Source organism: Alcanivorax profundi, assembly GCF_003597125.1.
In the GTDB taxonomy this organism is placed as follows: Bacteria; Pseudomonadota; Gammaproteobacteria; order Pseudomonadales; family Alcanivoracaceae; genus Alcanivorax; species Alcanivorax profundi.
Genome location: NZ_QYYA01000001.1, coordinates 718589 through 741880 on the forward strand (window position 1 = coordinate 718589; position 23292 = coordinate 741880).

The following is a 23292-nucleotide window of genomic DNA, read 5'->3' on the forward strand; positions in this document are numbered from 1 at the left end:
TCCGTTGGGTTTCAGCGGGCGGAATCCGCCTCGAATTCGACCAGTAGGGTGCCTTCGCTGACGCTGTCGCCTGCGCTCACCGGGAAATGCTGCACGGTGCCGGCTTCGGTGGCTCGTAGTGTGTGTTCCATTTTCATGGCTTCCAGCGTAATCACGGCATCGCCGGGTGCCACCGTAGCGCCAGCCTCAACATGCAGGGCCACGATGGTACCGCTCATGGGGGCGACAAAGCCGCCGGCGGCATCCTGTGCGGCGTTGTCGAGGGACGGGTTGAGGGTAACCGTGTAAGCCTGTCCCCCCACAAACAGTCGTACGGTGCGCGTTGAGGTCTGTAAATGGAAATAGCCGCACAGCGATTGCTGGCCCCAGCGCAGGCGAAAGGCGCTGTCGTTCACGGTGAGCTGCACCTGGCCGGTGTGTACCTCGGCACTGGCGTCACCGTTATTTTCACGCACCATCACCGGATGCTGGTCCACCTGGCAGGCGGTGACGCGCACGCGCTGCCCCTGCGGGCGCCAGCCCTGCAGTGATTCCCAGGGGTGATCACTGGCAGTGGCTGGCAGTGCCGCCAGTCGGCTGGCGGCCACGGCCAGCAATGCAGGCTCGCAGGCATCAGTTTCAAGTAAGTGCGGGCGATGCTCCAGCAGGCGGGTGTCCAGCTCGGCAAGGGCAAAGGCCTCATCCGCCAGCACCCGTCGCAGGAAGGGCGCGTTGTGATGAATCCCTTGCAGTTCGAGCCGATTCAGGGCGTTGATCAGTTTTTGCCGGGCGGCCTGGCGATCCTCTCCATAGCAGATCAGCTTGGCGATCATCGGGTCGTAGAATTCTTCGACCCTGTCTCCCTGTTCGTACCCGGCATCGACGCGGGCCAGTTCGTGGGGCCAACGCAGGTGACTGAGCAGGCCGGAAGAGGGCAGAAAACCCTGTTCCGGGTTTTCTGCGTACAGGCGAACTTCCATGGCATGGCCATGACGCTGAATCTGCTGTTGTGCCTTGGGCAGCGGCTCCCCGGCGGCGACCGCCAGTTGCCAGGCCACCAGGTCTTCTCCGGTGATCATTTCAGTGACAGGGTGTTCCACCTGCAGGCGGGTGTTCATTTCCATGAAATAGAACTGGCCATCAGGAGCGTATAAAAACTCCACCGTGCCGGCGCCACGGTAATCAATGGCCAGGGCGGCCTGAACGGCAGCGTTGCCGAACGCCTGGCGGGTCTGTTCATCCAGACCCGGTGCCGGGGCTTCCTCAATGACCTTCTGGTGGCGACGCTGCACCGAGCAATCGCGCTCGAACAGGTGTACCGCATTGCCGTAATTGTCTGCGAAAACCTGCACTTCCACATGGCGGGCGGTGGGCAGGTAACGCTCCAGCAGCACGCGATCATCGCCGAAAGCACTGCGGGCTTCACGGCGAGCCGCGGCCAGGGATTCGGCAAACGCGTTGGCGCTGTTCACCACCCGCATGCCCTTGCCGCCGCCGCCGGCCACGGCCTTGATCAGCAGCGGAAAGCCGACACTGTCACTGGCGGCCAGTAGCGTCTCGTCACTGGCGCCGTCTTCATCGAAACCGGGCAGTACCGGGACACCGCTGTCGGCCATGAGCTGACGTGCAGCAGCCTTGTCACCCATTACTTCAATGGCGCGGGCGTTAGGGCCGACAAAAATGATGCCCGCCTGCTCACAGGCGGCCGCCAGCTCGGTATTCTCAGACAGAAAGCCGTAGCCGGGATGAATGGCGTCCGCGCCAGTCTCCTTCGCTGCGGTGATAATCTTGTGGATCACCAGATAGCTTTCTCGCGCCGCTGCCGGGCCCAGGCACACGGCCTGATCCGCCTCACGGACATGGGGCAGGGTGGCATCCACATCGGAGTACACTGCCACGGTGGCAATGCCTTGTTGGCGGCAGGTGCGGATGATGCGACGGGCAATTTCCCCGCGGTTGGCGATCAGCAGTTTTTTTATCGTTGCCATGGTTATGCCTATTTGCGGTTGCAGGCGCGTTGCTGGCGGCGTGATTCCCGGCGTGGGTTGATCGCGCCGCCAGCGGCGCTTCTGCGGAAAAGTGGGTTACATCCAGTTTGGTGAGCGTTTTTCCAGAAAAGCGCTCAGACCTTCCTGCCCTTCAGCGCTGGTACGCAGGCGGGCGATACGGGCGGCGGTGTCTTCCAGCATGGCTTCATCGATGGCGCCGTCACTGACCCGCGCGATCAGATCCCGGCAGGCGATCTGGGCCGCCGGACCGCCGCTGAGCAGCGCTTCGACCAGGCGCGCAACGGCGCTGTCGAGTTCGGCTTCCGCAACCACCTCATGGGCAATGCCCAGTGCCTGTGCCCGGTCCGCCGGGATGACTTCGGCGGTCATGAAATAACGATTGGCCTGACGCGCACCGATGGCACGCACCACATAGGGGCTGATCACCGCAGGGATAATGCCGAGTTTGACTTCGCTCAGGCAGAAACGGGCGTTGTCTGCCGCCACGGCCATGTCGGCGGCACAGATCAATCCCAGGGCACCGCCAAAGGCGGCGCCCTGAACCCGGGCGATCACCGGTTTCGGGCACTGATCTATCGCCTGCATCAGCCTGGCAAGTTTCAGGGCATCGTCACGGTTCTGCTGCTCATCGAGCTGCCCCATGGCCCGCATCCAGTTGAGATCGGCCCCGGCGGAAAAATGCTTGCCCGCTGCCTGCAATACCACCACCCGAATCCCGGTGTCACCGCCAACGTTCTCAAACGCCTGGGTCAGTGACGCAATGATGGTGTCATCGAACGCGTTTCTTTTGTCAGGATTGTCCAGCGTAATGCGAGCAACCCTGCCTTCGATTTGTGTGCTAACGCTCATGTTTTGCTCCAGGGGTTAAGCGTCTGACGTCCGACGCAAAATCACATCCTGAACACGCCGTAACGCGTGTCCTCGATGGGGGCATTGAGGCTGGCAGAGATGGCCATGCCCAGGACGTCGCGGGTATCTGCCGGGTCGATGACGCCGTCATCCCAGAGCCGGGCACTGGCATACCAGGGCTGGGCCATCTGTTCGTACTGCTCGGTCATGTCGGACTGGAACTGACGGGCTTCGTCCTCGCTCCATTGCTGGCCTTTCTTTTTCATGGAAGCCTGCTTCACCTGGGTGAGCACGCTGGCGGCCTGTTCGCCACCCATGACGGAGATACGGGCGTTGGGCCACATGAACATAAAGCGAGGGTCATAGGCGCGCCCGCACATGCCGTAGTTGCCGGCCCCAAAACTGCCACCGGTGATCACGGTGAATTTGGGCACGGTGGCACAGGCCACGGCATTGACCATTTTGGCCCCGTGTTTGGCGATCCCTTCCGACTCGTATTTCTTGCCGACCATGAAACCGGTGATGTTCTGCAGGAACAGCAGGGGAATCTTTCGCTGGTTGCACAGTTCAATAAAGTGCGCGCCTTTCTGGGCCGATTCGGAATAGAGCACCCCGTCATTGGCGAGAATGCCCACCGGATAACCATGGATATGGGCGAAGCCGCACACCAGCGTGGTGCCATAGCGGGCCTTGAATTCATCCAGCTCAGAGCCATCGACGATGCGGGCGATCAGTTCCCGTGCCGGCATGGGCTGACGGGTGGTGGTGGGGATGACGCCATACAGCTCTTCGCTGGCATAAGCGGGGGGTAATACGGCGCGACGCTTGACCTGGTCCGGCTTGTGCCAGTTGAGGTGGGCGATGCAATTACGCGCCAGCGCCAAGGCATGGGGCTCGTCTTCGGCCAGATGGTCTGCCACCCCGGATTGCTCACAGTGCAGGTTGGCGCCACCCAGGGCTTCTGCACTGACCACTTCGCCGGTAGCGGCCTTCACCAAGGGGGGGCCGGCCAGGAAGATCGTGGCTTGCTCTTTCACCATGATCACTTCGTCGGCCATGGCGGGTACGTAGGCGCCGCCAGCCGTACAGGAGCCGAGCACAACACTGATTTGCGGAATGCCACGGGCCGACATGTTGGCCATATTGAAGAAGATGCGGCCAAAGTGCTCCCGGTCCGGGAACACTTCATCCTGGCGGGGCAGGTTGGCGCCACCGGAATCCACCAGATAGACACAGGGCAGACGGTTTTCCGCTGCGATGCTCTGGGCACGCAGATGTTTCTTCACCGTGAGCGGGTAGTAGCTGCCGCCTTTTACCGTGGGGTCGTTGGCCACGATCATGCATTCCACGCCCTGGATCCGGCCAATGCCGCCCACACAGCCCGCCGCAGGGACGTCTTCGCCATAGACGCCATCGGCGGCCAGAGCGCCAATTTCCAGAAACGGGGAGCCCGGGTCCAGCAAGCGGTCGATGCGCTCGCGCACCGGTAACTTGCCCCGTTCACGCAAGCGTTGCTCCGCCGCTTCACCGCCCCCGTGGGCAATGTGGGCCAGCTTGTCCTGAAGCTGCTGACGCAAGCCCAGGTTGTGCTCCCGGTTCGCCTGGAATTCCGGACTGGCCGGGTTGATCTGACTGTTAATCTTGGGCATGGCAATTGCGGTCGGACGTCCGGTGTCTGACGTCGGACGTCCCCTCCAGCTGGTCGTGTTTTGTCGTCAGACGTTGGACTTCAGACGTCTGACCCCTTACGCGGTTTCGTTAAATAGCTCGCGGCCAATGAGCATGCGGCGGATTTCGCTGGTGCCGGCGCCGATCTCGTAGAGCTTGGCGTCACGCAGCAGGCGGCCGGTGGGGTACTCATTGATGTAGCCGTTGCCGCCCAGGGTCTGGATGGCTTCCAGGGCCATCTGGGTGGCGTTCTCGGCGCAGTAAAGGATGACGCCGGCGGCATCCTTGCGGTTGGTTTCGCCCCGGTCGCAGGCCTTGGCCACGTTATAGAGGTAGCTGCGGCTGGCGTTGAGCGTCACGTACATGTCGGCAAGCTTGCCTTGCATCAGCTGGAATTCACCGATGGCCTGACCGAACTGTTTGCGTTCGTGTACGTAGGGCACTACCACATCCATGCACGCTTGCATGATGCCGGTACAGCCACCGGACAGTACGGTGCGCTCGTAATCCAGGCCGCTCATCAGCACTTTCACGCCTTCATTTTCCTTGCCGAGGATGTTTTCGGCGGGTACCTGACAATCTTCGAAGACCAGTTCGCAGGTGTTGGAGCCGCGCATGCCCAGCTTGTCGAGTTTCTGGGCACGGGAGAATCCGGGGTAATCCCGCTCGACGATGAATGCAGTGATGCCTTTGGGGCCTGCGCTGGTGTCGGTCTTGGCGTAGATCACATAGGTGTGGGCATCGGGGCCATTGGTGATCCACATCTTGTTGCCGTTGAGGAGGTAATGGTCGCCTTTCTTGTCCGCACGCAGGCCCATGCTCACCACGTCAGAGCCCGCACCGGGCTCGCTCATGGCCAGGGCGCCGATCTGATCGCCACTGACCAGGCCGGGGAGGTACCTGGCTTTCTGGGCGTCGGTGCCGTTCAGGTAGATCTGGTTAACGCACAGGTTGGAATGCGCGCCGTAGGACAGGCCAATGGAGGCCGATGCCCGGGAGATTTCCTCCATCACCAGGGTGTGGGCCAGATACCCCATGTTGGCGCCGCCGTATTCCTCGCTGACGGTAACCCCGAGCACACCCAGGTCACCCAGCTTCTTCCACATGGCCAGCGGGAACTGGTTGCTCTGATCCACCTCGGCTGCAATGGGCGCGATTTCCTTCTGGGCGAACTGGCGAACGCTGTCGCGCAGGGCCACCAGGGTTTCGTCCAGATCAAAATTGAAGCTGCTGTTGAACATGGCCTAACTCTCCAAATCATTCATGGCGTCAATGCAGCGTTGCTCCACGTCGTCGAGCTCCTGCTGCATGGCCTGGATATCGTGTAATTGTTGTTCCAGTTGTGCCCGGCGCTGGTGAATCTTTTCCTGCAGGGCAAGCAGCTGGTGGCGGTTGTCGCCCTGGGGCTGGTACATGCCGATCAGCTCCTTCGATTCCGCCAGGGAGAACCCCAGTCGCTTGCCCCGCAGGATCAGTTTCAGGGTGACCCGGTCGGCGGGGGAGTAGATTCGTGTCTGTCCCCGACGAGACGGGCTGACCAGCCCCTGGTCCTCGTAAAAGCGGATGGTGCGGGTGGTGACGTCGAACTCCCGCGCCAACTCACCAATGCTGTAGGTCTTCTTTTTGTCCATGGGGCGAGAGTAGGGGAAGTTTACGTTAACGTAAAGCTGGTTTTTGGCCTCTTTGACCGTGACAGCGTGTATACCGCCGAATAGACTTCACCCGTCAGAAAAAGGGGAAGGTAATGAAAGACGCTTGGAGTCGCTGGGTGGTTGCACACCCGGTGTGGGTGTTGCTGGGATGTCTGGTGTTGACCATGGGGATGGCTACCGGGCTCAAGGAATTCACCAACAATAATGATCCGCGGATCTTCTTCACCGAAGACAACCCGGATTTCAAACGGTTTGTGTCACTGGAAGACAGCTTCACCGCCAATGAGGTGGTGCTGTTTGTGGTCCACCCCAAAGACGACAACCTGTTCACCCCGGAGGCGCTGTCAGCCGTTGAGGCGTTGACCGAGGACGCCTGGCTGCTTCCCCATGCCACCCGTGTCGATTCCCTGGCCAACTTTCAGCATACGGAAGTGGAGGGCGATGATCTTTTCGTGGCCCCGTTGGTGGAGTATGCCGATACGCTTTCCGCCGAGGAGCTGGAACGCATTCGTGATATCGCTCTCAATGAACCGTCCTTACTAGGTCGGTTGGTCTCTGATAAAGGCCATGTCGCCGGGATTGCTGCCACGGTGACCATGGGTGAGGGCAAGACCGAAGCGCCGGAAATTACCCAGGCCGCTCGTGAGATGGCCCAGGAATACAGCCAGCGGTATCCGGATATCGAGTTCATGGTCACCGGCACGGTGATTTTCAATCAGGCGTCTGCCGAGGCCACCGAGCAGTCCATGGGATCCACCTTGCCGCTGGCGTTTGTGATCATGCTGGTGTGCCTGTGGTTGATTCTTCGCAGTGTCATGTTTGTGGTGGTGACGGTGTTCGTCATCAGCTTTTCGATCCTGTCGGCCATGGGTGTGGCCATGTGGTTGGGTATCGAATTTTCCCCCATTGTGGGCATGGCACCGGCCATGATTCTGACGTTGGCGGTGGCGGATTCCGTGCACATTCTGGCGAGTTACCGTCATGAACGACTGGAGGGCAAAGCCAAGGCCCCCAGTATTGTCGAGAGCCTGCGCATCAATATGCAGCCGGTCTGGCTGACCAGCCTGACCACGGCCATCGGCTTTGCCATTCTGAACTTTTCCGAGTCACAGCCATTCCGTGCGCTGGGCAATGTGGTCCTGATCGGGGTGTTGCTGGCCTTCCTGTTCTCGGTGGTCTTGCTGCCTGCGCTGGTGATGTTGCTTCCCCACAAAATCGAGCCGGGCAAGCAACGGGATTTTGCGCCGCTGATGGGGAGCCTGGCGCAGCATTTGAGCCGTCGCTACCGGCCCTGGCTATTGGGGATGTCTGTGGTGGTGGTTGTGCTGATGGGCTGTATCGGTCTGAACCGGATCAATGACGTCTTCAATGAATACTTCGATGAAACGTTCGAGGTAAGGCGGGTCAACGACTTTGCCATGCGTGAACTGACCGGCATGCACCGTATCGACTACGCGATTCCGGCGGCCGACGCCGGTGGGGCCATGGAGCCTGAATTTCTTCAGCAGCTGGACGCGCTGGTCAACTGGCTGGAAGAGCAGGAGCATGTGGTCTATGCCACGTCCTATACCAATGTGATCAAACGCCTTAACCGGGATATGCACGGAGGAGACCCCGCCTATTACCGGATTCCGGACTCCCGTGAGCTGATCTCGCAGTACACTCTGCTGTACGAGCTGTCGTTACCGCAGGGGCTGGGCCTCGAAGATCAGCTGGATATCGGCAAATCCCAGGCCCGCCTTGTGGTCATGCTGGAAAACATCGGCTCCCATCCGGTACTGGAATTCAACCAGAAAGTGGAAGACTGGATGGCGGCGAACTGGCCGGATTACATGCAGACCAAGGGGACGGGCATGGATGTGCTGTTCGGGCATGTCACCATGCGGAATATTCAGAGCATGTTGTCCGGTGCCCTTATCGCGCTGATCAGTGTCTCGGTGTTGCTGATCATCGCCTTGCGTTCATTCCGCTATGGTCTTCTGTCGTTGATTCCCAATCTGTTGCCAGCGGGGATGGCGTTTGGTTTGTGGGGCCTGATCAATGGTGAGATTGGTCTGGCGGTGTCTGTGGTGGCCTGCATGACGCTGGGGATCGTGGTGGACGATACGGTCCATTTCCTCAGCAAGTACGTCAGAGCCAAGCGCGAACTGGGTCTCGACACTGGCAAGGCAGTGGAATATGCCTTCCGCACGGTCGGGGTGGCACTGGTCGCGACCTCCGTGGTGCTGGTGGCGAACTTTGCAGTGATCGGTACCAGCCACTTCTATCCCAATGCCAGCATGGGGCTGCTGTCAGCGATCACGATCGCCATGGCATTGATTGTGGACTTTTTCTTTTTTGTACCTTTGCTGGTCGCTTTCGACAAGCGCCGCAAGGCTGCGGGCTAGCCAGCCCGCAGCAGCAGTGCTAACGTAGCGCCACACGGCTTATGACGGCGTCTACGGAACACTCACGGTGACGTACAAGAAAGACAGAAAAGTACTCAAACGGGTCGATTACGGGGCCGCCAGAAATTCCCTGATGGGAGTGCTGGCGGCCCTTCTGGTTTTTGCCCTGGTCTTTGCCTGGGGGCAGGTATACCAGAGTTTTGAGCTGGAAGCGCTGATCGCGGGCGGTGCGGTACTGGTGGTCACGGCCTATCGACTCTGGCTGCTGGCCCGGTTTGATGCCCTCTACGGGGCAGGTCCTGCCCGCTGGCGCAAGCTGTTTGGCATTGGCCTGGCGTTGCACGCGCTGCTATGGGGGATCATTCCTGCCTGGTTGGCGTGGCGGATTGGTACCGGCTTCAATTTCTTTGCGGTGCTGTTGTACAACGTAGGGGTAACCACGGCACTGGGCAGCTCGTGGATGGCGGGCCTGCGTGTCCGGCAAGCCTATATCGTGCTCATGTTCGTGCCGACGCTGCTCACCCTGTTCGTCTCGGGTAGCCTGCACGACTGGGTGCTGGCGGTGCTGATCGGCAGCTATGCGTTCTATCTCTTCCGTTTGTACCGTGGCCAGTATGAGACCTTCTGGCATGCCATGACCCGTGAGCGTCGCGGGGGGCGCCCCTCAGCGGAGGGGCAGTTACCACAGCGCTCGAACACCGACATTCAGCTCAGTCTCGTCTATCGACTTGCCCACGAGCTGCGCACGCCGATGAATTCCCTGATGGGGATGATGTCGTTGCTGGAAGATACCCGCCTTAACGATGAACAAAAAGACTATCTTCAAGTGGCAGGGCGCAGTGGCAAGCTGCTGCTTTCGCTGATTGATGACGTCCTGGATTACTCGCGAATCCTGACCCGCAGGGTCACCCTCAACCCGGAATTCTTCGATTTCCGCGCGGCTATCGAGCAGGCCCTCGAAGCGTTTGGCCCCATGGCACAGTCCACCGGACTGGAGCTGACCTGTGTGATTGATCGTATGTTGCCCAAACGCATCCGTGGTGATCGCGAGCGATTGATGCAGGTGCTTAACAACCTCTTCAGTAATGCCATCAAATTCAGTGACAAGGGTGAGATTCGCCTGGATGTGGATTTCACTGTGGAAGGGGAAAGTGCCGGTGTGTTGCGGGTGCGAGTGAGCGATCAGGGCACCGGCATGAGCCAGGACACGCTTCGCCACCTTTTTCAGGACCACTTCATCGAAGATGGTCAGGACCTGTATAGCTCAAGCCATACCGGATTCGGCCTGCTGGTCTGCAAGGGGCTGATTGATGCCATGGGGGGCGCTATTGGTGCCGAAAGTGTGCTTGAGGAAGGCTCCACCTTCTGGTTTACCGTTCCCGTGCAGGTACAGCCGGATATGCGTGAGTCGCAAAGCCTGATTCGGGCGCTCAATGGCGCCCAGGGCGTGATTGTGGGTGCCGCCACGGGCACGGTTGCGTGTATGCAGGAAGAGCTTGAGGCCCTGGATTGTCAGTGCTCTTCTGCCATGGGGTACGATCATGCGCTGCAGGCGTTGCGAGCAGGCCACCGGGAGCAGAGTGATTTTGACTTGTTGTTTGTCGACACCTGCTCACGGCCGGAATTAGCCTTGAATCTGTGTCGCAACGTGCTGGAAGACCCCAGCCTGCGGCCGGTAAAACTGGTGTTGCTTGCCACCATCGAAGAGCGTGGGTTGCCGGCCATACAGAAGCTTGTCGACAAGCATGATCTGGTCGTGCTGGTGCGTCCGTTGCATCGCAGCAGCCTGCGCCTGGCTCTGTCCCGGCTGGTGGGGCTGCAGCGTCATCAGCCCGTGCAGGATGCCCGAACCGAAACACCGGAAGAGCGTCAGCGTCGCAAGCGTTTCCGTTTGCTGCTGGTAGAAGATAACGAAGTGAATCAGTTGGTGACCCGGGGCATGCTGAGCAAACTCGGTTACCAGGTGAAAACCGTCAGCAACGGGGAAACCGGACTGGCGTTAATGGAACAGGAACCTTTTGATCTGGTGCTCATGGATTGCATGATGCCGGAGATGGATGGTTTTGAAGTGACGCGGCTGTTGCGCGAGCTTGAAGAGCGCGAAGCCCGTGATCGCACGCCGGTAGTGGCGATCACTGCCAACACGGCAGAAGGGGTACAGGCCCGCTGCCTTGCGGCAGGCATGGATGACTTTTTGGCCAAACCCGTGCACCTGGATGCGCTGGAAACGGTATTGCGACGCTGGCTCCCTGAAGAGCCACTGCGGGATGGGGACGAAGAATGACAAGAAAGGCCCTTCTACTGGGAGCAACAGGACTGGTGGGCAATGCCTGCCTGGAAAGCCTGTTGGCCAGTAATGAATATGATCTGGTGAGAGTGTTATCACGGCGCGAGCTCGATCTTGAACATCCCAAGCTTGACTGCCGCGTTGTCGATCTCGATGACATGGAAGCCTGCGCCGAGCAGTTCCAGGTCGACGACGTTTTCTGCTGTCTGGGCACAACCATGAAGAAGGCCGGCTCCCGGCAAGCTTTCCGCCATGTGGACCATGACTTGGTACTGCTTGCCGGCAAGCTGGCCTTACGGGCAGGGGTACAGCGTTTTCTGGTGGTGTCGGCGATTAACGCCAATGCGCGGTCCCCGTTTTTCTACTCACGGGTAAAAGGGCAGGTGGAGCGTGGCCTGAAAGAGCTGGGACTGCCCTTGCTGGCGATCTTCCAGCCCTCGCTGCTGCGTGGCGAGCGGAAGGATAAACGCCCGGCAGAAGACTGGGGTAACCTGCTAAACCGGGTTGTTGAGCCCCTGACCCGCTGGACCGATGCCCACTGGCTGCCGGTGGATGGCAGCAAGGTCGCCGACGCGATGGTCGGCATGGCTATCGACGGGCCCGACACGGGGCTCTACACATTGCGCTATCGGGATTTTCTGGTCTATGCCGGAAAGTTCCGCCAGCAACGGGAGGCGAGCCAGTAATTGGCGCGCGATCAAATCTGTTTTAAGGAGTCAGCATGAGTTTTGTGACCTGTGATCTGTGTGATGACAACGCCGACATCGTGTCAGTGGTAACCGGTTTTAACTGGTTCAGTTTTGGCGGGCGTAGTGCATTTGGCGGTGAGATTGTCACCGTGAAATGTTTTGAGGATAACAGTCAGGTCAAAGCGCATCTTGGTACGGATGGCAAAGGTAAAGTGCTGGTCGTCGATGGCGGTGGCAGCCTTCGCAATGCGCTGATTGGCGACATGATTGCCGAGAACGCGGTCAAGAATGGCTGGGAAGGTGTGATTATCTATGGCGCCTGCCGTGATGTGGATGCGCTGGGAACGCTGGATCTCGGGGTGGTAACCCTCGGTTGTGTGCCAATCAAATCGGTTCGCCGTGATGAAGGTCAGCTGAATATCGACATCCACTTTGGCGGTGTCACCTTCCGCCCCGGAGAATACGTTTACGCTGACAATAACGGGATTATCACGGCACCAAAAGCGCTATTGTAATCCGCCCCCGCCGGGGGGAGATGTGTGCTTCGTCCGGCGGTGTTTTCACCCCGGTATCCTGGCAGGGCGAAGCCCAAAGTTCTCCAGTGATTGCATGTCACGCAGGTACAGCATTAGGCCTGCCTCGGCGTGATCCCGGGTGTCAAATGGACCTTCCACCGTGTTTTCGCGAGTTGTGAAGTACCAGTTTGGTCCCTGATTGAAGAAGCGGTCGCTGCGAAACCAGGTTTTACTGGTCGCATCGTCTTTTCGACAGTCCATGACGTTCTCCTTATTCTTGGGTTTTCATCCAAATTAGCACCAGACCAAAATGCGTCTCTACGCCGCCTATCCAAACTATCCCAAAGGCTACTCGCTCTCGTATTTCTCTAAGATTAAAGGATGGGAGGCGCTCTGCTGTCACCGACTGAGCTGGCCGTGAGGGTTTCGGCCTGTCCCGGATCACGATCAGGTATTTGTGTCCTGTTTTTATGTCCTCAATCTGCTATAAAAGCCTGAGGGAAAAAGTCGGTCACGGCCCGACATTGACAAGGAATGCCTATGCTGAAGTCGATTCAAGTGGCGGATTACATGAGCCGTCGAGTGATCACGGTTTCTCCGAAACAAACCGTTCACGAAGCCATCGCCATTCTGCTCGAAAACCGTATTTCGGGCGCTCCGGTCGTTGACGACAAAGGTGCCCTGGTGGGCATGTTTTCGGAATCCGATTGCCTTAAGGGGGCCTTGGAGGCGACCTATCACGGCACGGAGATTGGCCTGGTCAGTGACTACATGACCGTCGACCTGCAAACCGTGACCGGAAAGACCTCTATTCTTGATGCCGCTGAAATTTTTCTGGCAGACCATCGTCGTCGTTTGCCGGTGGTAGAAGATGGCAAGCTGGTTGGCCAGATCAGCCGGCATGACCTGTTGCGCGCCATGGATGATTTTGCCCGCAACGCACATTGATTTTGACCATGGATCTTCGTGATGAAGATCTTTTTATTGACCCAAGGGGGAGCACGATGAACCAACCTTATGCGGCGCCTGGCGCTGATGTTGCCGTTACTGGTAACGAGACGTACCAGCCCAAATTTTTGTCTTTGTCCGGACGTATTGGCCGGATGCGATATTTTGTTTACGGAACGGGTTTGACGTTTTTGTTTTATGGTGTGCTCGGGATTGCCGCAGCCATCATGATTCCTGGATTTGCGTCAGGCGGTGAGGCTGCGGCAGGCGCGGGGGCGATGATTCTTGGTCTGGTTGCCTTTGTGGGCATGATCGCGGTCATGGTATTTGCCTGGGGCTTTATGGTGCGTCGCCTGAACGACATCAACGCCTCCGGATGGTTGAGCCTGCTGATGTTGCTTCCGCTGGTGAATTTTGTGCTGGCGTTGATTCTGCTTTTCAAAAAAGGCAGCGATGGTGGCAATAACTATGGTGCTGCGCCAGTGGATAACAGTGGTGCAGTGAAGGCCTTGTTTGCCGTGCTGCTGGTACTGTTGATTGGCTATTTTGCGGTGGTCATGCCAATGTCTTTTGCCGCTTACAATGACTACTTGCAGCAAGCCCAGTCAGCGCAGTTTGAGTATCCGGATTACTAGGCTTCTGAAAAGCCGCTGGCTGGCCAGGTATAAGTAATCAGTAACAAAAAAGGGGCTCCGAAGAGCCCCTTTTTTGTTGAGCGCCTGTGCCTTACGGCAGCAGGTGAGAAACGGCGTCGCGTTCTTCAGCCAGTTCCTGCTCGGTCGCCTGCATGCGGCTGCGGGAGAAGTCGTTGACTTCCAGGCCCTGAACGATAGTCCAGTCGCCGTCCTTGCAGGTGCAGGGGTAAGAGTAGATCAGGCCTTCCTGGATACCGTAGGAACCATCGCTGTAGATACCCATGGAAACCCAGTCACCTTCTTCGGTGCCCAGCGCCCAGGAACGCATGTGGTCCACAGCGGCGTTGGCGGCGGAAGCGGCAGAGGAGGCGCCACGCGCCTTGATGATGGCGGCGCCACGCTGCTGTACTTCCGGAATGTAGGTGCCTTCGTACCAGTCCTGTTCTACCTGGTCTACCGCTACCTTGCCGTCCACTTCGCAGTGGTGCAGGTCGGGGTACTGGGTAGAGGAGTGGTTGCCCCAGATGGTCATCTTCTTGATGTCGTTGACGGTTTTGCCCAGTTTGGTGGCCAGTTGCGCCATGCCACGGTTGTGGTCCAGACGGGTCATGGCAGTAAACTGACGCGGGTTGATGTCCGGCGCGTTGCGCTGGGCGATCAGGGCGTTGGTGTTAGCCGGGTTGCCGACAACCAGGACCTTGATGTCCTTGCTGGCGTTATCGTTGATGGCTTTACCTTGAGCAGAGAAGATTGCTGCGTTAGCTTCCAGCAGGTCTTTACGCTCCATGCCCGGACCGCGCGGACGAGCACCAACCAGCAGCGCGTAGTCAGCGTCCTTGAACGCCACGTTGGCGTCGTCGGTGCCTTCGATACCGGCAACCAGCGGGAAGGCGCAGTCTTCCAGCTCCATGATGACGCCCTTCAGGGCTTCCAGAGCAGGGGTGATTTCGAGCAGTTGCAGAATGACTGGCTGATCTTTGCCGAGCATGTCGCCAGAGGCGATGCGGAACAGCAGAGAGTAGCTGATTTGGCCAGCGGCGCCGGTGACGGCTACGCGAACAGGTGCTTTCATGAACAATCTCCTAGCTTTAATTCGGGAGAACTTAGTGGCTGAAACCGTAGGAACCTCTGAGCTATGTCGTGTGCATGACATGGGTCAGGGGTCCCGGACGGCGCGCATTATAAAGGAGGCGGCGACTAATCGCACGACCTCACCGGGAGGAATATGACGAACTGGGATGTGATTGTGGTCGGGGCCGGTCAGGCGGGCTGTGCCGCAGCCTGGGATCTGGCCGCTGCGGGCTGGCGGGTGCTGGTGCTGTCCCGTGAGGTTGGCGCCGGAAAGCCCTGTGCCGGGGGGCTGACAGAAAAGACACTGCGGCGGTTGCGCTTTTCCATTACCCCGGTGGTGCGTGAAACCATCGATACACTATACGTGAGCCGCTATCCGGCGGCCGACAAGCCCTTGCAGGCCCCGGGCCGGTTTTGCGTGATGACGGAGCGTGCAGAGTTGGACCGCTATTGTCTGGATCAGGCGAAAGCGCAGGGCGCCAACTTCATCGAGACCCGCGGGCTGGCCTCAATCAGGCAGGATCACGACGGTCTGACGGTGTCCACCCGTGAGGGAGACTGCTATCAGGCCCGCTGGCTGGTGGCCGCGGATGGTGCCAACAGTGTGGTGCGTCGGCTGTTGGGTGAGCGACACTTTCTCGGTGCCATGGCCATTGAAGGGCATGTCCGCCGTGACGATCTGGATGAATACCCGGGTATGACTCTGGATTTCGATGCGATTCGTGGGGGATACGGCTGGCTGTTCCCGAAAGGTGATCACGTCAATGTGGGGCTGTATGTCTGGCAGCACGGGATCGCCGCACCGGATCGTGCGGCGCTGGATAACTATTGCCTGCAACGGCTGGGAACCGCGCCTTACAAGGTCTCCGGTTACCCGCTAGGGACCTGGTTACCCAGGGTGCGCCTGATGCAGGGACGGGTATTGTTTGCTGGCGATGCGGCGGGCTGTACCGAGCCGCTGATGGGAGAGGGCATCTACGGGGCTGTGTTCAGCGGTCAAATGGCTGCAGAGGCGCTGTTGTCAGAGCAGCCGGGCCGGTATCCGCAATTGATGGAGGACTGGCGTGATGAGTTGAAGAAGGTGGAAAGCCTGTCACGGTTGTTTTACCGGCTCTCACCGGTCTCCATACCGCTTTTGCAGCACTGGATTGGTGAGACTCTGGTGGAGGGCTTTTCGAAGGGGCTCACCCTGGGCCAATGCAAACGCCGGTGGCGTGGAGCCGACCTGTAAGGAGCCTTCCTAACCCTGGTCCCGATAATGGACAGGCGTTACCCCAAACCAGCGCTTGAAGGCACGATTGAAAGCACTCTGCTCCGAGTAACCAAGGTCCAGAGCGATCTGGTTGACGGAGCGTTCGCTGTGTAGCAGCCAGTCACAAGCGAGACGCCGACGCTCGTCTTCCAACAGGGAGGAAAAGTCGGTGTTCTCTGCCCGAAGCTGGCGACGCAGTGTCCAGGGCTTGACGCCCAACTGGTCCGCGATGGGTTCCAGCTGGGGTACCCCTTGTTGCAACCGGTTCTGGATTTCCAGTCGGACCTGATCGAGCAGATTTTCCCTGGCGTGGTATTGGGTGACGGCCCGCTGCATGCGTGAGCGCGCGACCTTGTGGACATCCGGGTCGGCGTCCCGAAGTGGCAGGTCGAGCAGTTCGGGGCTTAACACGATGGCATTTTCCGGCTGCTCAAATGCTACCTCACACTGGAAAATGCGCTCGTACTCTTTTTCTGGTCCTTGCGCGGCGTGGTGAAAATGGACCTGCTCGGGATTGTAGCTCTGCCCGAGGATCCAGCGACCAAAAGTGATGGCTGCTGCGAAGTTGGCATCAATACGGGCGGGAAAAGTCGGGAGTGTGGCCATGTCACTGTCCCAAATCAGCCAGAGGTCCTTGCCGCGCCATTCAAAACGCAATTGGGCATATTCCGTGGTGACCTGCATGAAGGGAATCATCAGCTCGATGGCGTCGCCCAGGGTGGCACTGGACATACTGGCATAGCCCAGCTCACCCATGAACCGGGGGCGAATGCCTTCCCCCATGTGAAGCCCGAAAAGCGGATCTTCGCTGCCTGCAAGGGCCAGCCGCAACAGCTGATCTTCCACTGTCATGCTGATGCGTGAATGGGGATTTTCCAGGTCGTCGTTACTGATACCCAGATCAACCAGCGCGCCACTGAGGTCGGTGCCGGCACGCAGGGCGGCGTCCAGCAGAAATTCCAGCCAGAAAGGGGCGACGGTGCGATGTTGAAGCAGGGAAGCAGCGCTGGCGGACGACATAGGCTCGCGAATGGTTGTTTTCGAGCCCTGTAGATAACGAGAGGTTGCCGTGCAAGTCAACTGCAGAGCCGGTTAAACGGCGGGATATTGTGCAGAATCGGTGATATTGGCGCAGTGGCGCGGGAAAACTTTGTTATGGAAAGGGCATCAACCGGTGGGCCAGTAGAACGCTTAGGGCAAGTCGGCGAGCATGGAGGGCGGGAGCGGCAAGCCGCTCCCGTACTGCCTGATGACGGTGCTGGCGTCTTACTTCGCTTCCTTTGCCAGCTTGTTCACCTTGCGGGTGAGGGTCGCCATCTTCTTGTTCAGGGCTTCCACTTCGTCACGGGTAGGCAGGCCGAGTGCCTGGGCGACACGGGTACGTACCTGATCCAGCTGGGTCGGTTCCGCTTTGGCGCTTTTCTTGGTGCCGGTTTTAGCCTGGGCTTTCTGACGTTTTTCACCGGTTTTCACCAGGGACTCGAACAGCTCGGAGCTGCTGGCTTCGGCACGGCTGATGGCACCGCGCATGGCAACATTGATTTTCTCGAAGGCATCTTTGGCCTCGGCACTAACTTGTGCATAACGCTCGTTGATCTGGTTAATAACGGTATTGCTCATGGGGGGATCTCTCCTTAGATAAAGGTACTTGACTCCAGATTAGGTGCCCCCTGTTCAAGGGCGAGCGAAGTGTAAGACAGGTTTATGTCTGCCGGATTAATGTTGTCTAACAATAAAACATCGGATATCAGGCAGAAATGACCTACTCAGGAGTAGGTTTTTTGCTAGTCTGCTCCCTTGCCTGATCAACTGGGCCGAGCCACGGCCCAACCGTGCTGTGAGAAGGAGCCATGAGATGCCAGCTATTACCCGACAGGGCCGCTATGAAGGCCTCGCTTCATCCGGGGTGATTGAATACCGTGGGATTCCCTTTGCCCAGGCGCCCGTCGGGGAGCGCCGTTTCAAGGCTCCTCAGCCGCTACCCGCAGGTGACAACACGGTGGTGGCCAACCGTTATCCCACTGCGTCCCTGCAAGTCGATAATCCCATGATGGGTGTCAAGGGATCCGGCGAGGATTGCTTGTACGTAAACATCTGGCAGCCTGACGGCGAGGGGCCGTTCCCGGTCATGGTGTGGTTCCATGGTGGGGGCTATCTGTCAGGCTCCATTTCCCAGCCGCTCTACAACGGTGCGGCGCTGGCCAAAAGTCAGGGCGTGGTGGTGGTGAATGCGGCCTACCGGCTCGGCGCCATGGGCTTTGGCGATTTTGCGGCGGTAGCGCCGGAGCTGGGGGCCGATTCCAATCTGGGGTTGCGTGATCAGGTCGCTGCACTGGAATGGGTGCAGGAAAATATTGCGGCCTTTGGCGGAGACCCGGAACAGGTCACGGTGTTCGGCGAATCTGCCGGGGGCTTCAGTGTTTGTACGCTACTGGCGTGCCCAGCAGCGGCTTCCTTGTTTCACGGGGCTATCGTTCAGTCGGGTGCTGCGGATTTCGTGTTGTCTCGCGACGAAGCCCGCAAGGTCACGGATGCGTTTCTGGCTGCCTTGCCCGGGGGCGGTTCTGCCGCAGACAAACTCAGCGCAGCGCAGCCGGAGCAGTGGCTGAAAGCCCAGAAGGCCTCCATCAAGATTCTGGTGGATCGGGGCTTACGCACGACAACCCCGCAGTTCGCCATGAATTTTCTGCCGGTGCTGGACGATGACCTGCTGCCAAGCCTGCCCATCGACGCTATCGCGGCGGGAGCGGCCCGAGACAAGCGGCTGATGGCAGGAGTGTGCCTTGAGGAGTATTTGTTCTTCCAGTACGCGGGCCTGTTAGCGGGGACAACCACCCTGGATGCCCTGCGCGAGATCGATAACAGTGAAATCCTGCGGCGTTTCGAGCGTGGCTTGCCCGGTAATGGGCAGCGAGCCTTCGAGTATTACCAGAATGCGGTGACTCCCGACCCGCGCCGCAGCAATCTCGACTGGCTGGCAGCCATGGAGTCCGATCGCTTGTTCCGTGTACCCACGGTTCGGCTTCTGGACGCCCAGTCCAGCCATAATGCCCAATGCTGGGCGTTCCAGTTCACCTGGCCCAGCGAGCCCTTTGGCATGCCGATGGGGGCCTGCCATGTCATGGATATCCCGTTTGTCTTCGGGGTCACGGATACCCCGGCGGGTCTTTATTTTACCGGCGGTGGTGACGAAGCCCGCGCCCTGTCGGACCAGGTCCAGGCGGCCTGGGGCCGGTTTGCTCGTGGCGATGCACCGGGTTGGTCGGCCTGGCAGGGGGAGCGCACTGCTATCCAGTTTGGCCCCGGTGAGTCGCGAGCCCGTCTCTTGGATGCAGAGGCAGAGGCTTTGTGGGCGGATATTATTCCGTCACCGGCTGACCACTGACGTTTTTCCGCTTCCAGGAAAAGGCGTAGAATACGCGCCCCGCGCCGGTGATCCGGGCGGGGCGCTGTTATTTTGCGACGTTGAGTACTGGTCTGAGAGCGGGAGATGTCCATGAGTGTAGCAACATTGATCGAGCGCAAGGTCTTCGATGCCGTGCCTGTGGCACATTTCGAGCTCGAGAATGAAAGCCACAAACACAGCGTGCCGCCTAACTCGGAAACCCACTTCAAACTGGTTCTGGTCAGCGAGTCTTTTACCGGCATGATGCCGGTGCGTCGTCACCAGTTGCTGTACAAGGTGCTTGCAGACGAGCTGGCTGGGCCGGTCCACGCTCTGGCCCTGCACACCTTCACGGTTGAGGAATGGACGGCAAGGGGGGGAGAGGTGACCCAGTCCCCTGATTGCCTGGGTGGCAGCAAGCATGATCCGGAGTTCAAGGCGTGAGTCAGCATAAAGAAGAAAGAGCAGACAGCATTGTCGTGGCGGCGCTCTACAAGTTTGTTCGTCTGGACGATCACCCGCAGCTGCGTGAGCCACTGCTGGCATTGATGCTGGAGCAAGATGTGCGTGGCACGCTGTTGCTGGCCCATGAAGGTATCAACGGCACCATTGCCGGTCCGCGTACCGGAATCAATACGGTGCTGGACTGGCTGCGCAAGGATCCCCGCCTGGAGGATCTGGAGCATAAGGAATCGTTTCATGACGAGCATCCTTTCCTGCGCACCAAGGTGAAACTCAAGAAAGAAATTGTCACCATGGGCGTGGAAGGGATTGACCCTAACCGGGAGGTCGGGACCTACCTGAGCCCTGAAGAGTGGAATGAGGTCATCAGCGATCCGGACACCCTCCTGATCGACACGCGCAATGATTACGAGGTTGAGGTCGGCACCTTCAAAGGGGCAATCAACCCGGAAACCAAAACGTTCCGGGAATTTCCGGATTACGTGAAAAACACCCTGGACCCGCAAAAGCACAAGAAAGTGGCCATGTTCTGCACCGGGGGGATTCGCTGTGAAAAATCCACTGCTTACCTGAAAGAGCAGGGCTTTGAAGAGGTCTATCATCTGAAGGGCGGCATCCTGAAGTATTTGGAGGAGATGCCCCGGGAAGACTCTCTCTGGGAGGGTGACTGTTTCGTGTTTGATGAGCGGGTAACGGTGGACCATGATCTGAACCCGGGAGATTTCGACCAGTGTCACGCCTGCCGCCGGCCCATCAGTGATGCGGACAAGCTGTCCGATCAGTTTCAGTTGGGTGTGTCATGCCCGAAGTGTTTTGACGAATCCACCGCGGAGCAAAAGCGCCGCTTTGCTGAACGCCAGAAACAGATCGAACTTGCCCACCGTCGCGGCCAACAGCACCGGGGCATGAACCCGCGAGACGCGGACACTCCCGGTGGCTCCGGGAACCGCAGCGAGGGACACGACTGATCGCCCGTCAGCGACATGGTACTGGGGGAAATATTCAGGCTAGACTGTTTCCGTTGTGAACTTTCGGTTCCGTTTTATGCGTTACCTTTTGCTGCTCTCCCTGTTTTTACTCCCGCTGATGGCGAACGCGGATAGCGTTCGCGTGGCGGTCGCGGCCAATTTCGCGTCTCCCCTGCGCACATTGGTCGCGCTGTACCAGCGCAGCTATCCCCAGGCAGATATCCAGTTGACGGTGGCGTCCACCGGTAAACTTGCTGCCCAGATTCGTCAGGGGGCGCCCTACGATATCTTTCTTTCCGCCGACAATCGTCGCCCCCTGGAGCTTGCCCGCGAAGGCTGGTTGAAGCCTGAAACGGTACGCACCTATGCCCAGGGTGTGCTGGTAGTGTGGACACCGCGCCCTGGCGTACCGATTACACCGCAATCCCTGCGTCAGGTAAGCCTGCACCCGGTTGCACTGGCCAATGCCAGAACGGCGCCCTACGGTCAGGCTGCGCAAGCGGTGTTGTCAGCCTTGCAGGTGCCGAAATCGGTGACGTTGGTACGCGCTGAGAATGTCGGACAGAGCTATCACTTCGCCCATAGCGGAGCGGCCGCTGCGGCATTTGTGGCACTCAGTCAGGTTCTGGGGCAGGGCGGCAGCCAATGGCGGGTTCCGACGTCACTGTATCCCCCGATTCTGCAACAGGGCGGGCTGCTGAACGATACGCCTGACGCGTCGCAGTTCTATGACTTTCTGTTTTCTGCGGCTGCGCAGCAGCAGATTGAGGCCTCTGGCTACCGGGTGATCCATGCTCAATAATGGTGACTGGTTGGCGCTCTGGGTCGGTATCAAGCTGGCCCTGGTAACCACCGCGATCCTGTTGTTGCTGTGTACGCCGCTGGCCTGGTGGCTGGCTCGCCGGCGTGTGCCCGGTGCGGCATTACTGGAGGCCATTTTTGCCTTGCCTCTGGTGTTGCCGCCGTCGGTATTAGGCTTTTACTTGCTGATTGCGCTTGGGCCGCAAGGGCCAGGGGGATGGCTGGCACAGCTGGCCGGCATGCGCTCGCTTGCGTTCAGTTTCCCCGGTCTGGTGATCGGTTCTGTGGTGTATTCGCTTCCCTTTGTGTTGCAACCCCTGAAGAACGCCTTTGTGGCACTGGATCAGCGGCAGCTGGACATGGCGGCGGTCGCCGGGGCGCGGCCACTGGATCGTTTCGTCAGTCTGGTATTGCCTCAAGCCAGACCCGGTTATGCCAGTGCTGCCATGCTGGGCTTTGCGCATACCCTGGGGGAATTCGGGGTGGTGCTGATGATTGGTGGCAGTCTCGCGGGGCAAACCCGGGTGGCGTCCGTCGCGCTTTATGAGCACGTTGAGGCGGGGGATTATGCCAGCGCCCATCGGTTGGCGGCGGTATTGATGGTGATCTCGGTGGTGTTGCTGTGGGCGTTGTTTCGCTGGCAACGCCGGGCCGGCGCCCAGGCCCGAGGCAGAGGGGACTGGCTGTGACACTGGAATTCGACATTCACGGCCGGGTTGGCGACTTTCGGTTACGTGCCAGCGGCGTGTTGCCCGGCAGGGGGGTCACCGTCCTGTTTGGTCCTTCTGGTACGGGTAAAAGTTCGTTGTTGCAGATGTTGGCTGGACTGCTGCCCTGCGAGGGGCATGTACGTTTTGATGGCCATTCCTGGCAGAGCCGTCATGCCGCCTTGCCAGTCTGGCAGCGACCGCTGGGGATGCTGCAACAGCAGCCCGCGCTGTTTTCGCATCTGACCGTGGCAGGCAATCTGGAGTATGTGCGCAAGCGGCGTGGCGGCAGGGTCGATGTACCGGCGATTGTCCGGGAAGTGCGCATTGAGGGTTTGCTCCATCGCCGCGTTCAGGGGCTTTCTGGCGGTGAGGCCCAGCGGGTTGCACTGGCCCGTGCGCTGGTTGGGGATCCCGCCTTGCTGTTGCTGGACGAACCCCTGTCAGCGGTGGATTTGCCCCATCGGGAGTCCCTGCTGCAACGAATCGCGACGATTGCCCGCCGCATCCCCGTTCTCTATGTCACCCACAGCCTCGATGAGCTGTTATATCTGGCGGACCAGGTCTGGCTGATGGACAACGGTCTGCTGCAAGATCAGGGGCCCGTGCACCAGGCACTGGCGAGCCTGGATGGCCCTCTGGCCACACGCAGTGACGCCTGTGCACTGCTCAATGGGGTGATGGGTGGATTTGATGAGGAGGATCATTTGCAGGCGGTGAAAACCGGCCAGCATGTGTTCTGGTTGCCTGCCGCCCAGTCTCGTGAAACGGGAGAACCGGTTCGCCTGCGCATCGCAGCACGGGACGTGAGCCTGACCCGCTCTGTGCCGGAGGGTTCCAGTATTCTGAATATCTTGCCGGTCACCGTTGTCGCGGTGACCCCCTGCGGGCCGGGTCAGCATGTGGTGCGTTTGCAACTGGATGAACACATTGTACTGGCGAGAATTTCATCGCGTTCATTACGGGAGCTGGCGATCCAGCCCGGCCAGCGCCTGTATGCCCAAATCAAGGCAGTGGCACTGGCGTAA

At 59.3% G+C, this 23292-nt stretch carries 22 protein-coding genes; 13 read left to right on the plus strand and 9 right to left on the minus strand.

From position 1 onward, the window contains the following. Positions 1 to 11: 11 nt before the first annotated feature. The 5 genes from D4A39_RS03360 to D4A39_RS03380 form a co-directional block, all read right to left on the minus strand. Complete coding sequence (locus tag D4A39_RS03360; RefSeq protein WP_119917475.1) at positions 12 to 1967, minus strand: acetyl/propionyl/methylcrotonyl-CoA carboxylase subunit alpha; 1956 nt, start codon at positions 1965 to 1967, stop codon at positions 12 to 14. 96 nt (positions 1968 to 2063) lie between these two features. Beyond that, positions 2064 to 2837, minus strand: a complete 774-nt coding sequence (locus D4A39_RS03365) for an enoyl-CoA hydratase/isomerase family protein (RefSeq protein ID WP_119917476.1) — start codon at positions 2835 to 2837, stop codon at positions 2064 to 2066. 41 nt (positions 2838 to 2878) lie between these two features. Next, positions 2879 to 4486, minus strand: coding sequence for a carboxyl transferase domain-containing protein (locus tag D4A39_RS03370; RefSeq protein ID WP_119917477.1), 1608 nt, complete (start codon positions 4484 to 4486; stop codon positions 2879 to 2881). 96 nt (positions 4487 to 4582) lie between these two features. Beyond that, positions 4583 to 5746 (minus strand): isovaleryl-CoA dehydrogenase, encoded by a 1164-nt coding sequence (locus D4A39_RS03375; protein ID WP_119917478.1) that lies wholly within the window; start codon positions 5744 to 5746, stop codon positions 4583 to 4585. Positions 5747 to 5749: 3 nt separating this feature from the next. Further along, a complete protein-coding gene (locus D4A39_RS03380) occupies positions 5750 to 6136 on the minus strand; it encodes a MerR family transcriptional regulator (RefSeq protein ID WP_022984330.1) in 387 nt (128 codons plus the stop codon). Between the two features lie 113 nt (positions 6137 to 6249). Here D4A39_RS03380 and D4A39_RS03385 point away from each other — a divergent pair, with 113 nt between their 5' ends. The 4 genes from D4A39_RS03385 to rraA all read left to right on the plus strand — a co-directional run bounded on the left by D4A39_RS03385 (position 6250) and on the right by rraA (position 12035). Further along, positions 6250 to 8544, plus strand: coding sequence for an efflux RND transporter permease subunit (locus D4A39_RS03385; RefSeq protein ID WP_022984331.1), 2295 nt, complete (start codon positions 6250 to 6252; stop codon positions 8542 to 8544). 67 nt (positions 8545 to 8611) lie between these two features. Beyond that, entirely contained in the window at positions 8612 to 10828 is a 2217-nt protein-coding gene (locus D4A39_RS03390) for a response regulator (protein WP_022984332.1), read from the plus strand. Then, the gene (locus D4A39_RS03395; protein WP_035481704.1) at positions 10825 to 11517 is read left to right on the plus strand and encodes an NAD(P)H-binding protein; all 693 of its coding nucleotides are present in this window, start codon (positions 10825 to 10827) and stop codon (positions 11515 to 11517) included. Before D4A39_RS03390 ends, D4A39_RS03395 begins: the two co-directional genes overlap by 4 nt. Positions 11518 to 11552: 35 nt before the next feature. Then, positions 11553 to 12035, plus strand: a complete 483-nt coding sequence (gene rraA, locus D4A39_RS03400; protein ID WP_022984334.1) for a ribonuclease E activity regulator RraA — start codon at positions 11553 to 11555, stop codon at positions 12033 to 12035. 45 nt (positions 12036 to 12080) lie between these two features. Here rraA and D4A39_RS03405 read toward each other — a convergent pair whose 3' ends face one another. Further along, positions 12081 to 12296 (minus strand): DUF6316 family protein, encoded by a 216-nt coding sequence (locus tag D4A39_RS03405; RefSeq protein ID WP_022984335.1) that lies wholly within the window; start codon positions 12294 to 12296, stop codon positions 12081 to 12083. Between the two features lie 279 nt (positions 12297 to 12575). Here D4A39_RS03405 and D4A39_RS03410 point away from each other — a divergent pair, with 279 nt between their 5' ends. Together D4A39_RS03410 and D4A39_RS03415 are read left to right on the plus strand one after the other, a co-directional pair. Then, positions 12576 to 12983 carry a CBS domain-containing protein gene (locus tag D4A39_RS03410; RefSeq protein ID WP_022984336.1) on the plus strand — a complete coding sequence of 136 codons (408 nt, stop codon included), beginning with the start codon at positions 12576 to 12578 and terminating at the stop codon, positions 12981 to 12983. Continuing rightward, on the plus strand, positions 12980 to 13618 hold the full coding sequence (locus tag D4A39_RS03415) for a DUF805 domain-containing protein (RefSeq protein WP_233552395.1): 639 nt from the start codon (positions 12980 to 12982) through the stop codon (positions 13616 to 13618). Before D4A39_RS03410 ends, D4A39_RS03415 begins: the two co-directional genes overlap by 4 nt. 91 nt (positions 13619 to 13709) lie before the next feature. On the opposite strand, the gene D4A39_RS03420 is transcribed toward D4A39_RS03415, so the two are convergent. Further along, on the minus strand, positions 13710 to 14690 hold the full coding sequence (locus D4A39_RS03420) for a malate dehydrogenase (RefSeq protein WP_119917479.1): 981 nt from the start codon (positions 14688 to 14690) through the stop codon (positions 13710 to 13712). Positions 14691 to 14843: 153 nt separating this feature from the next. Between D4A39_RS03420 and D4A39_RS03425 the strand changes: the two genes are divergently transcribed. Continuing rightward, positions 14844 to 15920 carry an NAD(P)/FAD-dependent oxidoreductase gene (locus tag D4A39_RS03425; protein WP_119917480.1) on the plus strand — a complete coding sequence of 359 codons (1077 nt, stop codon included), beginning with the start codon at positions 14844 to 14846 and terminating at the stop codon, positions 15918 to 15920. A 9-nt stretch (positions 15921 to 15929) separates the two neighbouring features. Here D4A39_RS03425 and D4A39_RS03430 read toward each other — a convergent pair whose 3' ends face one another. Further along, positions 15930 to 16961: an AraC family transcriptional regulator gene (locus D4A39_RS03430; RefSeq protein WP_022984340.1), complete on the minus strand. Its 1032-nt coding sequence runs from the start codon at positions 16959 to 16961 to the stop codon at positions 15930 to 15932. Positions 16962 to 17207: 246 nt separating this feature from the next. Beyond that, positions 17208 to 17561 carry a poly(hydroxyalkanoate) granule-associated protein gene (locus tag D4A39_RS03435; protein ID WP_119917481.1) on the minus strand — a complete coding sequence of 118 codons (354 nt, stop codon included), beginning with the start codon at positions 17559 to 17561 and terminating at the stop codon, positions 17208 to 17210. Positions 17562 to 17796: 235 nt separating this feature from the next. On the opposite strand from D4A39_RS03435, the gene D4A39_RS03440 reads away from it, so the two are divergent. The 6 genes from D4A39_RS03440 to modC all read left to right on the plus strand — a co-directional run bounded on the left by D4A39_RS03440 (position 17797) and on the right by modC (position 23292). Next, positions 17797 to 19326, plus strand: coding sequence for a carboxylesterase/lipase family protein (locus tag D4A39_RS03440; protein ID WP_119917482.1), 1530 nt, complete (start codon positions 17797 to 17799; stop codon positions 19324 to 19326). Between the two features lie 111 nt (positions 19327 to 19437). After that, entirely contained in the window at positions 19438 to 19770 is a 333-nt protein-coding gene (locus D4A39_RS03445) for a BolA family protein (protein WP_022984343.1), read from the plus strand. Further along, positions 19767 to 20756, plus strand: coding sequence for an oxygen-dependent tRNA uridine(34) hydroxylase TrhO (trhO, locus tag D4A39_RS03450; protein ID WP_119917483.1), 990 nt, complete (start codon positions 19767 to 19769; stop codon positions 20754 to 20756). Before D4A39_RS03445 ends, trhO begins: the two co-directional genes overlap by 4 nt. Before the next feature lie 76 nt (positions 20757 to 20832). Continuing rightward, positions 20833 to 21558, plus strand: a complete 726-nt coding sequence (modA, locus tag D4A39_RS03455; RefSeq protein ID WP_119917644.1) for a molybdate ABC transporter substrate-binding protein — start codon at positions 20833 to 20835, stop codon at positions 21556 to 21558. Continuing rightward, on the plus strand, positions 21548 to 22246 hold the full coding sequence (gene modB / locus D4A39_RS03460) for a molybdate ABC transporter permease subunit (protein WP_119917484.1): 699 nt from the start codon (positions 21548 to 21550) through the stop codon (positions 22244 to 22246). Before modA ends, modB begins: the two co-directional genes overlap by 11 nt. Continuing rightward, positions 22243 to 23292, plus strand: coding sequence for a molybdenum ABC transporter ATP-binding protein (gene modC, locus D4A39_RS03465; RefSeq protein WP_119917485.1), 1050 nt, complete (start codon positions 22243 to 22245; stop codon positions 23290 to 23292). The genes modB and modC overlap by 4 nt, the downstream gene beginning before the upstream one ends.

What these genes read in the sequence shown, in the direction of transcription:
- D4A39_RS03360 (WP_119917475.1), bottom strand. Translation starts at nt 1,967, where the DNA reads ATGGCAACGATAAAAAAACTGCTGATCGCCAACCGCGGGGAAATTGCC.
- D4A39_RS03365 (WP_119917476.1), bottom strand. Translation starts at nt 2,837, where the DNA reads ATGAGCGTTAGCACACAAATCGAAGGCAGGGTTGCTCGCATTACGCTG.
- D4A39_RS03370 (WP_119917477.1), bottom strand. Translation starts at nt 4,486, where the DNA reads ATGCCCAAGATTAACAGTCAGATCAACCCGGCCAGTCCGGAATTCCAG.
- D4A39_RS03375 (WP_119917478.1), bottom strand. Translation starts at nt 5,746, where the DNA reads ATGTTCAACAGCAGCTTCAATTTTGATCTGGACGAAACCCTGGTGGCC.
- D4A39_RS03380 (WP_022984330.1), bottom strand. Translation starts at nt 6,136, where the DNA reads ATGGACAAAAAGAAGACCTACAGCATTGGTGAGTTGGCGCGGGAGTTC.
- D4A39_RS03385 (WP_022984331.1), top strand. Translation starts at nt 6,250, where the DNA reads ATGAAAGACGCTTGGAGTCGCTGGGTGGTTGCACACCCGGTGTGGGTG.
- D4A39_RS03395 (WP_035481704.1), top strand. Translation starts at nt 10,825, where the DNA reads ATGACAAGAAAGGCCCTTCTACTGGGAGCAACAGGACTGGTGGGCAAT.
- rraA (WP_022984334.1), top strand. Translation starts at nt 11,553, where the DNA reads ATGAGTTTTGTGACCTGTGATCTGTGTGATGACAACGCCGACATCGTG.
- D4A39_RS03405 (WP_022984335.1), bottom strand. Translation starts at nt 12,296, where the DNA reads ATGGACTGTCGAAAAGACGATGCGACCAGTAAAACCTGGTTTCGCAGC.
- D4A39_RS03410 (WP_022984336.1), top strand. Translation starts at nt 12,576, where the DNA reads ATGCTGAAGTCGATTCAAGTGGCGGATTACATGAGCCGTCGAGTGATC.
- D4A39_RS03420 (WP_119917479.1), bottom strand. Translation starts at nt 14,690, where the DNA reads ATGAAAGCACCTGTTCGCGTAGCCGTCACCGGCGCCGCTGGCCAAATC.
- D4A39_RS03425 (WP_119917480.1), top strand. Translation starts at nt 14,844, where the DNA reads ATGACGAACTGGGATGTGATTGTGGTCGGGGCCGGTCAGGCGGGCTGT.
- D4A39_RS03430 (WP_022984340.1), bottom strand. Translation starts at nt 16,961, where the DNA reads ATGTCGTCCGCCAGCGCTGCTTCCCTGCTTCAACATCGCACCGTCGCC.
- D4A39_RS03435 (WP_119917481.1), bottom strand. Translation starts at nt 17,561, where the DNA reads ATGAGCAATACCGTTATTAACCAGATCAACGAGCGTTATGCACAAGTT.
- D4A39_RS03440 (WP_119917482.1), top strand. Translation starts at nt 17,797, where the DNA reads ATGCCAGCTATTACCCGACAGGGCCGCTATGAAGGCCTCGCTTCATCC.
- D4A39_RS03445 (WP_022984343.1), top strand. Translation starts at nt 19,438, where the DNA reads ATGAGTGTAGCAACATTGATCGAGCGCAAGGTCTTCGATGCCGTGCCT.
- modA (WP_119917644.1), top strand. Translation starts at nt 20,833, where the DNA reads ATGCGTTACCTTTTGCTGCTCTCCCTGTTTTTACTCCCGCTGATGGCG.
- modB (WP_119917484.1), top strand. Translation starts at nt 21,548, where the DNA reads ATGCTCAATAATGGTGACTGGTTGGCGCTCTGGGTCGGTATCAAGCTG.